The sequence below is a fragment of the Conexibacter stalactiti genome (assembly GCF_033542075.1).
Classification (GTDB): Bacteria; Actinomycetota; Thermoleophilia; order Solirubrobacterales; family Solirubrobacteraceae; genus Conexibacter; species Conexibacter stalactiti.
Genome location: NZ_JAWSTH010000023.1, coordinates 60,421 through 68,376 on the forward strand (window position 1 = coordinate 60,421; position 7,956 = coordinate 68,376).

Genomic DNA, 7,956 nt, shown 5'->3' on the forward strand with positions numbered 1-7,956 from the left:
CCCGCGCGCCCCGCGCACCCGCATGAGGGGTCACCCCCCAACTTCGCCGACCTGGGGGTGGCGCGGCGGCGCGCGCCGCCGCGTTGCGATCGCGCGCCGCCCGCTCAGCCGCGCGTCGCCGGCGGCGGCAGGTAGCCGACGCTGACGAGGTAGTCGAGCGTGCGCCACGTGTAGGCGGCGTCCAACGGCGGCAGGCCGGGGCCGGGCAGGCGCGGCTCCAGCGCCCAGTCGTCGCCGATCGGCGGTTCGCCGTAGAGCTGCTCCCAACCGTCGCCGTCGAGGCCGAACTCGGCGAAGACGGCGGCCGCGGCGTTGGTCGCGCCGGCCGCGCGCAGGCGCTGCTGCCAGGCGTCGAGCGGCAGCGGCTCCAGCGCGTAGCCGTAGGTGGCGACGGCGCGCAGGACCGGCTCGAAGGCGGTGACGGTCGCCGGCGGATAGGTGAGGACGGGGGTCGTCGCGAACGGCGCATGCGCGACCGCGGCCGCGAGGTCGTCGACCGGCGCCCACGGCTCCCAGCCGCCCCAGCGCGGGTAGGCGCCCAGCTCGATGCAGCCGCGGATCAGCCGCACGGCGGCGTCGTGCGTCGAGGTCGCGCCAGAGTGCTCGGCGCCCATCGCGCGCGGCAGCCGCACGACGTCGACGGGCAGGCCCTCGCGCGCGGCGGCGAGCGCCATCCGCTCGGCGACCCACTTCGTCTCGGCGTAGCCGCCGCCCTCCGGCGGAGCGGTCGCGACGTCGCCGCGCTCGACCAGCCGGCCCTCGTCGAGCACGAGCCCGGTCGAGATCGAGGAGACGTAGCGCAGCGGGATGTCGCCGGCCAGCCGCGCCAGCCGCAGCACGGTGCGCGTCCCCTCGACGTTCGGCGCGCGCAGGCGGCCGTAGTCGTAGAGGTGGTGGACCATCGCGCCGCTGTGGACGATCGCGTCCAGCTCGGAGGCGAGCTGCGCGAACGCCTCCTCGCTCAGCCCGAAGCGCGGCAGCGCGAGGTCGCCGGGCAGCACGACGACGCGCGCCCAGTCGGCGGAGAGGTCGCGGCGCTCGGCCAGCAGCGCGCGCTGCAGTCGCTCCGCTCCGCCGATCACCGACGGCGCGCGCACGAGCGCGATCACGCGGCCGCCCTCGGCGCGCGTCGCCGTCGCAAGCTCGGCCAGCAGGTGCGGCCCGATGAAGCCGCTGGCGCCGGTCAGCAGGATCGTGCGCCCGCCGCTGCGCGGGGCGCGCGCGACCGGCACGATCCCGTCCAGCCGCGGCTCCATCTCGGCCGCCCAGTCGATCGCGACCGCGGCGCCGGCGCCGTCGACGGCGGCCAGCAGCCGCGCGACGGTCGGGGCGGCGTACAGCTCCTGCACCGCCAGCTCGTGGCCGAGCTGCTCCGAGAGCCCGCCGACGCACTCGACCGCGTCGAGCGAGTCGCCGCCGAGCGCGAAGAAGTCGTCGTCGATCCCGACCTCGTCCAGCTCCAGCACCCGCGCGAAGACCTCGGCGATGCGCTCCTCGCGCGCGCTGCGCGGAGCGACGTAGGCGCCGTCGAGGTCGGCACGGCGCAGCGGCGGCGCCGGCAGCGCCTTGCGGTCGAACTTGCCGTTCGGCGTCAGCGCGAACCGCTCGACGCGCGTGAAGGTCGTCGGGACCATGTACTCGGGCAGGATCGAGCGCGCGTGCGCGCGCACCTCGGCGGCCGAGGGCGCCGGCTCGGTCGCCGTGTAGTAGGCGGCGAGCTGCTCGCCGCGGCGGCCGTGGGTGACGGCGATCGCGATCGCGTCGACGATCGCGGGATGGGAGGTCAGCGCCGCCTCGACCTCCTGCGGCTCGATCCGGTAGCCGCGGATCTCGATCTGGTCGTCGGCGCGGCCGTGGAAGTCGATCTCGCCATCAGCGCGCCAGCAGCCGAGGTCGCCGCTGCGGTACATGCGCGCATCGGGACCGTCGCCGTAGGGGTCGGGCCGGAACCGCTCGGCGGTCAGGTCGGGGCGGTTGCGGTAGCCGCGCGCGACCTGCACGCCGCCGATCCAGATCTCGCCGATCGCCCCCGGCGCGACCTCTCTCAGGTGCGGGTCGAGGATGTGGATCAGCACGCCGCGCAGCGGGCGGCCGATCGTCGGCGGCGCGTCGCCGTCGGACGGGACGATCCCCTCCGTCGCGATCACGGTCGTCTCGGTCGGCCCGTACATGTTGACGAGCGGGTAGGGCGTGTCGGCGGCCGGCCGCGCCAGCAGCGCCGCGCCGCCGGTCGACAGCCAGCGCATCTTCGGCAGGCGGCGGTACAGCTCGCCGCGGCCGAACAGCATCGCGACGAGCGCGGTGGCGACCATCGTGACGGTGATCTCGTGCTCGGCCATCCAGTCGACGAGCGCGCGCGGGTCGCGCCGCAGCACGCGCGGCGAGATGTGCAGCGAGGCGCCGGCGAAGAGCGGGTGCCAGATCTCCATCACGGTCGCGTCGAAGGAGGGCGAGGCGGTCTGCGCGAAGCGGTCCTCACGCGTCGCTCCGCACTGCCACGCGAGCGCCTGCACGAGGTTCGCGAGCGAGCGATGCTCGACCTCGACGCCCTTCGGGCGGCCGGTCGAGCCGGAGGTGAAGACGATGTAGGCGAGGCTGCGGGGGCCGGGCGGGTCGGCCGGCGGGCTGTCGGCCTCGCGGCCGGCGTGGTCGTGCTCCTCGGGATCGGCGGAGAGGTGGATCGCGCGGTCGGCGGTCGCGGCGAGCACCTCCGGCGGCGTCGTCTCGTCGACCAGCACGGCGACGGGGTCGGTGTCCTCGAGGATCAACGCGACGCGCTCCTGCGGGTACTCCGGGTCGATCGGGACGTAGGCGGAGCCGGCCTTCAGCGTCGCCAGTGCGCCGAGCACCATCTCGGTCGACGGTCCGACGCAGAGCGCGACGCAGCGCTCGTCGCCGGCGCCGTGGGCGCGCAGCACGTGCGCGAGCCGGTTGGCGCGCGCGTCGAGCTCGCGGTAGGTCAGCGAGCTGCGCCCGTCGGAGACCGCCAGCGCCTCCGGCGTCGCGGCCGCGTGGCCGGCGACGTGGTCGACGATCGTCCGCTCCAGCGCGAACGCGGCCGTCGTCTCGGTGGTGCGCGCCTCGTCGGGCGTCGTCGGCTGCGGCATCGGGTCCCTCGTCCGGTCGACAGGTCCCCCGAGAGATCGGCGCCGCTTCGCGATCCTGAAGCGGCGCCCCGAGCCGTCAGGCCGCGCTCAGCGCGGCCCCGTCCAGCCGCTCAACCATGCCCGCGGGCGGTTGGGCGGCAGCAGCGCGACGAGCAGGATCACGACGGCGGTGACGCCGAAGTAGGTGTACAGCGAGGCCGTGCCCTCGTTGTTGCCCGTCGAGGTCTGACCGAACGAGAGGCAGGCGAAGACGAGCAGCGCCAGCGCCAGCCCGACGAGCAGGATCGACTTGCTGCGGTGCGGCAGGAACTCGCCGCGCAGCAGGCTCACGACGAGGATCACGAAGACGGCGAACTCCAGCACCGAGAGGATCGCCCACAGCGCGTCGACGCCCGGGAAGGTCGCGACGAACGTGCCCTCGAACTGTCTCTCGATCCCCGCCGGCGCCTTCGCATCGCCGTCGAACAGCTTCTCCTTGCCTGAGTAGAAGAACAGGACGCCGACGAGGAAGTAGACCGAGACGACCGTCAGCCAGTAGGCGACGTCGTCGAAGATCGTTCCCCCGCGTTCCCGATCCGCTGCTGCGCTGCTCCCCATTGCAGTCTCCAGTCGTCGGCCGGCGGTTCATGCCGGTTGCCGGTGTGTCGCACTTCTACCCGACTTCGACGCCCGCGCGCGGCGAACCTTCTTGAAGCGGTAGGTTCGTTGTCGAGATGACCCGTCTCGCGCGCAATCGCGACACCCACCTGTCGCCCGAGGAGATCGCCGCCGAGGTGCTGCGGCAGTTCGACGCAGGCGCGACGGCGCCGAGCATCCGCCAGCTCGCGACGGCGCTCGACGTGACGCCGTCGGCGATCTACCACCACTTCCCCTCCCGCGCGGCGATCTACCAGGCCGGCGTCGACCTCGTCTGGGCCGAGGCGACGAGCGACGTGCTGGAGCTGGTGCCCGACCCCTTCACGGCCGCGCCGGCCGACACGCTGATCGCCGCCGGGATCGCCTCGCGCCGCGCGTTCATGCGCCATTACCGGATCGCGCCGTACGCCTCCGCGACGCCCGCCGGCGAGGGCATGATGGCCAACGTGCTCGCGCTCGTCGCGGGCCTGCTCGAACGGCTCGGGCTCGAGGGCGAGGAGGCGGCGCGCGCCTTTCACACGTACGCCACGTTCACCTTCGGCACGATCGTCTTCGCGGCCACCCGCCAGATCGCGCACGACGAGCTGGGCGAGGGCGGCGACGGCAGCTTCCGCTCCGCGCCCGGCGAGCACGAGGCGAGCTTCTCCCACGCCGAGACGCGGCGCGCGATCGACGAGGTGATCGACCTCTCGGCGATCGACCCCAGACGCGACGAGGAGCTGTTCGAGCAGGGCCTGCGGCGGCTGATCGCCGGCTTCAGGCCAAGCTGATCGCCACTCTCTCGAGGTAGTCCATCGCTCTGTTCATGCCGCCCTCCATGCCGGAGGCGATGTGTCCGTCGCGATGCTCCTTGGAGGAGTGCTGGACGAGGATCGTCAGCGTCGTGCGGCCGTCGGTCTCCTCGAACGTCGCCGTGTTGACCGAGTAGGCCTCCGGCATCCCCTCGTAGACCTCCGTCGAGACGAGCCGCTCGTTCTCGACGATCTCGCTGTACTCGCCGTGGAAGCCGACCTCCATGTCGCCGGCGACCATCACGTAGCGCCATCTGCCGCCGACGCGCAGGTCGATCTCGGCGAGCGTCGTCTCGCCCATGTCCGAGCTCCACCAGCGCTTGACCAGCTCCGGCGTCGTCCACGCCTTCCAGACGAGGTGCTTCGGCGCGTCGAACTCGCGCACGATCTGGATCTGGTCATCGGCCGGCAGGGTCACGGTCGCCGTCTTGGTGCTGCTCATCGTCATCAGCCTCCGCTCGTTTGAGTTCTTCCAGCACGTCGTCGATGCGGTCGAACCGCTCGCTCCACGAGCGCTCGTAGCCCTTGACCCAGTCGTGGATCGGCTTGAGCGCAGGGCCGTTGAGGCGGTAGAGCCGCTGGCGGCCGTGCTCGCGCACCTCCACCAACCCGACCTCGCGCAGCACCTTCAGGTGCTTGGAGACCTGCGGCTGCGCGAGGCCCAGCTGCTCGGCCAGCTCGCCGACCGGCCGCTCGCCGCCGGCGAGCGCGTCGCAGATCTCGCGCCGCCGTGGCTCTGCCACCGCGTTGAACACATCGGTCGTCGTCGCCGCTCGTGCCATGGCGAGAGAATATATGCCGATATGGGAATGTGTCAAGCCAACTCGGCAAGACGACGTTCGAGCAGCCGGCGCTCGGCGTCGTCGTGGACGCGCTCGAGCGCGCGCCCGTAGGCGGCGCGCGCCTCGTCGTCGCGGCCGAGCCGGTGCAGCAGCTCGCCGCGCGCGGCGTGCAGGTAGTGGTAGCCGTCGAGGCCGTCGAGCGCGTCGACGAGCGCCAGGCCGGCGGCCGGCCCGTCGGCCTCGGCGACCGCGACGGCGCGGCTGAGCGCGACGACCGGCGATCCGGTCATCCGCTCCAGCTCGCCGTAGAGCGCGGCGATCTCGGCCCAGTCGCGCGGCTCGTCGGCGTGCAGCGACGCGATCGCCGCCTGCACGACGTAGGGACCGCGTCCGCGCAGCGCCAGCGCGCGCTGCAGCGCCGCGCGGCCGGCGGCGATCCGTGCGCCGTCCCACAGCGCGCGGTCCTGCTGCTCCAGCAGCACCAGCTCGCCGTCGCGGAAGCGAGCCGCCCGGCGCGCCTCCAGCAGCAGCATCATCGCCAGCAGGCCGTGCGCCTCCGGCTCGTCGGGCATCAGCTCGGCGACGGCGGCGGCGAGCCGCAGCGCCTCCGGCGTCAGCTCGTCGTCAGCCGGCGGCAGCGCGTAGCCCTGGTTGAAGATCAGGTAGAGGACCGCGAGGACCGCGGCGAGGCGGTCGGGCAGCAGGTGGTCGGCGGGCACGCGGAAGGGGATCCCGGCGGCCTTCACCTTCTTCTTCGCGCGCACGAGCCGCTGCGCCATCGTCGCCTCCGGGACGAGGAAGGCGCGGGCGATCTCGTCGGTCGCGAGGCCGCCGAGCGTGCGCAGCGTCAGCGCCACCTGCGCCTCGGTCGAGAGCGCCGGGTGGCAGCAGGTGAAGATCAGCTCGAGCCGCTCGTCGGGGAAGCTCGTCTCGTCGAGCCGGTCCATCTCGTCCTCCACCGCCGCGGGCATGTCGAGCAGGCGCGTCTTCGCCTCCAGCGTCCGCTGACGGCGGATGCGGTCGATCGCGCGGTTGCGCGCCGTCGCCACCAGCCACGCGCCGGGGCTTTCCGGCACGCCGTCGCGCGGCCACCGCTCGGCCGCCGTCGCGAACGCCTCCTGCGCGGCCTCCTCGGCGAGGTCGAAGTCGCCGAGGAAGCCGATCAGGGCGGCGAGCACGCGGCCCCACTGGTCGCGGAAGACGCTGTCGAGCTCGCCCCTCACTCCACCACGGGGCGGATCTCGACCGCGCCGCCCATGCGCGCGGCGGGGATCCGCCCGGCGACCTCGATCGCCTCGTCGAGGTCACCGGCGTCGAGCAGCATCCAGCCGCCGATCGCCTCCTTCAGCTCGACGAAGGGACCGTCGGTCGTCAGCGTGCGGCCGTCCTGCACGCGCACCGTCGTCGCCGTGTCCGGCGGCTGCAGCCGCATGCCGCCGGTGACACGCGGGTCGCGGCCGATCGCCTCGTACTCGGCGAAGACGGCGCGCTTCTCCTCCTCCGGCAGCGTCTCCCACTCGCCTCTGCCGGGCACGACGCCCGTGCCCTGTTGGATCAGCAGCATGTATCTCATCGTCGCTCCTCGGTCGTGCTCCATCGGGGATCGTCGCTCAGGCGGCGGCCGCCGTCCACGCGCCGGCGACCTGGCGGGTGGCGACGTTGAGCCGGTTCCAGATGTTGATCGCGCCGATCTCGACCAGCAGCGCGCCGAGCGCCTGCTCGTCGTAGTGACGCGCGGCCTCCTCCCAGATCTCGTCCGCGACCGGGTCGGCGCTGTCGGCGATCCGCGTGACCGCCTCGGCGAGCGCCAGCGCGGCGCGCTCCGCGTCGTCGAACCACGGCGCGTCGCGCCAGGCGCCGACGGCGAACAGGCGCTCGTCGGTCTCGCCTCTCTCGCGCAGCTCGCGCGCGTGCATGTCGACGCAGACGCTGCAGCCGTTGACCTGGCTGACGCGCAGGTGGACGAGCAGCGCGGTGCGCTCGGCGAGGCCGCGACCGCGGGCCGACTTCGACAGCGCCATCAGCGCCTTCATCGTCTCGGGCGCGGCGACGGCGGGGTTGTTCATGCGGGCCTGCATCGTGCTCTCCTGTCGGTCGTCTCTGGCGGGCTTCTGCTCTGAGACGAACGGCCCGCGGCGAAATCGACAGGTCACGCGAAAAAGTCCTCAGACCGCCCCCAGCCGCCGCGCGATCGCCGCCGCCTCGCCGCGATTGGCGGCGCCGAGCTTGGCGAGGATGCGCGAGACGTGGACGCTCGCGGTCTTCTCCGCGATCACCAGCGCGGTCGCGATCTCACGGTTGGTGCGGCCCTCCGCCAGCAGCTCCAGCACCTCCCGTTCGCGCGCGGTGATGCCCAGCTCCGCGGCCGGATCGAGCGGCGGCGCGGCGGCGCCGAGCGCGACCCCGAGGCGCTCGCCCGTCGCCTCGACCAGCGCCCGCAGCGGCCGCTCGCCGAGCTGCTCCAGCGCCGCGTGGGCGGCCCGCAGCAACGGCGCGGCGGCGGCCGCGCGACCGCGCGTGCCGGGCAGCGCCTGCGCCTGGCGCAGCTGCGCGTAGGCGGTCATGTACGGCTCGCCGGGCGCGCCGAAGCGCTCGACCCCGAGCGCCCCGGCGGCGGCGTCCGAGCGCCCGGCGGCGCGC

The 7,956-nt window shown here is 73.8% G+C and carries 9 protein-coding genes; 1 reads left to right on the plus strand and 8 read right to left on the minus strand.

Translation table 11 applies throughout. The features are described from left to right. Window positions 1-104: 104 nt before the first annotated feature. Both R7226_RS11045 and R7226_RS11050 read right to left on the minus strand, forming a co-directional pair. A complete protein-coding gene (locus R7226_RS11045) occupies window positions 105-3,107 on the minus strand; it encodes an amino acid adenylation domain-containing protein (RefSeq protein WP_318597209.1) in 3,003 nt (1,000 codons plus the stop codon). An 87-nt stretch (window positions 3,108-3,194) separates the two neighbouring features. Next, window positions 3,195-3,704 carry a hypothetical protein gene (locus tag R7226_RS11050; RefSeq protein WP_318597210.1) on the minus strand — a complete coding sequence of 170 codons (510 nt, stop codon included), beginning with the start codon at window positions 3,702-3,704 and terminating at the stop codon, window positions 3,195-3,197. Between the two features lie 116 nt (window positions 3,705-3,820). Between R7226_RS11050 and R7226_RS11055 the strand changes: the two genes are divergently transcribed. Further along, entirely contained in the window at window positions 3,821-4,513 is a 693-nt protein-coding gene (locus R7226_RS11055; RefSeq protein ID WP_318597211.1) for a TetR/AcrR family transcriptional regulator, read from the plus strand. Here the strand turns inward: R7226_RS11055 and R7226_RS11060 are convergent. From R7226_RS11060 to R7226_RS11085, 6 genes are all read right to left on the minus strand, one after another. Further along, window positions 4,500-4,982 (minus strand): SRPBCC family protein, encoded by a 483-nt coding sequence (locus R7226_RS11060; RefSeq protein ID WP_404827813.1) that lies wholly within the window; start codon window positions 4,980-4,982, stop codon window positions 4,500-4,502. The genes R7226_RS11055 and R7226_RS11060 overlap by 14 nt on opposite strands. After that, window positions 4,933-5,316 carry an ArsR/SmtB family transcription factor gene (locus tag R7226_RS11065; RefSeq protein ID WP_318597213.1) on the minus strand — a complete coding sequence of 128 codons (384 nt, stop codon included), beginning with the start codon at window positions 5,314-5,316 and terminating at the stop codon, window positions 4,933-4,935. The genes R7226_RS11060 and R7226_RS11065 overlap by 50 nt, the downstream gene beginning before the upstream one ends. Window positions 5,317-5,348: 32 nt before the next feature. Further along, the gene (locus R7226_RS11070) at window positions 5,349-6,539 is read right to left on the minus strand and encodes an RNA polymerase sigma factor (RefSeq protein ID WP_318597214.1); all 1,191 of its coding nucleotides are present in this window, start codon (window positions 6,537-6,539) and stop codon (window positions 5,349-5,351) included. Continuing rightward, window positions 6,536-6,913 carry a YciI family protein gene (locus R7226_RS11075; protein WP_318597215.1) on the minus strand — a complete coding sequence of 126 codons (378 nt, stop codon included), beginning with the start codon at window positions 6,911-6,913 and terminating at the stop codon, window positions 6,536-6,538. The genes R7226_RS11070 and R7226_RS11075 overlap by 4 nt, the downstream gene beginning before the upstream one ends. Before the next feature lie 13 nt (window positions 6,914-6,926). Continuing rightward, window positions 6,927-7,394, minus strand: coding sequence for a carboxymuconolactone decarboxylase family protein (locus tag R7226_RS11080; protein ID WP_404827815.1), 468 nt, complete (start codon window positions 7,392-7,394; stop codon window positions 6,927-6,929). A gap of 87 nt (window positions 7,395-7,481) precedes the next feature. Continuing rightward, the coding region (locus tag R7226_RS11085; RefSeq protein ID WP_318597217.1) for a helix-turn-helix transcriptional regulator at window positions 7,482-7,956 on the minus strand (475 nt) is incomplete at its 5' end.

Coding starts and splice junctions, on each gene's coding strand:
- R7226_RS11045 (WP_318597209.1), bottom strand. CDS start 3,107: ATGCCGCAGCCGACGACGCCCGACGAGGCGCGCACCACCGAGACGACG.
- R7226_RS11050 (WP_318597210.1), bottom strand. CDS start 3,704: ATGGGGAGCAGCGCAGCAGCGGATCGGGAACGCGGGGGAACGATCTTC.
- R7226_RS11055 (WP_318597211.1), top strand. CDS start 3,821: ATGACCCGTCTCGCGCGCAATCGCGACACCCACCTGTCGCCCGAGGAG.
- R7226_RS11060 (WP_404827813.1), bottom strand. CDS start 4,982: ATGACGATGAGCAGCACCAAGACGGCGACCGTGACCCTGCCGGCCGAT.
- R7226_RS11065 (WP_318597213.1), bottom strand. CDS start 5,316: ATGGCACGAGCGGCGACGACGACCGATGTGTTCAACGCGGTGGCAGAG.
- R7226_RS11075 (WP_318597215.1), bottom strand. CDS start 6,913: ATGGAGCACGACCGAGGAGCGACGATGAGATACATGCTGCTGATCCAA.
- R7226_RS11080 (WP_404827815.1), bottom strand. CDS start 7,394: ATGCAGGCCCGCATGAACAACCCCGCCGTCGCCGCGCCCGAGACGATG.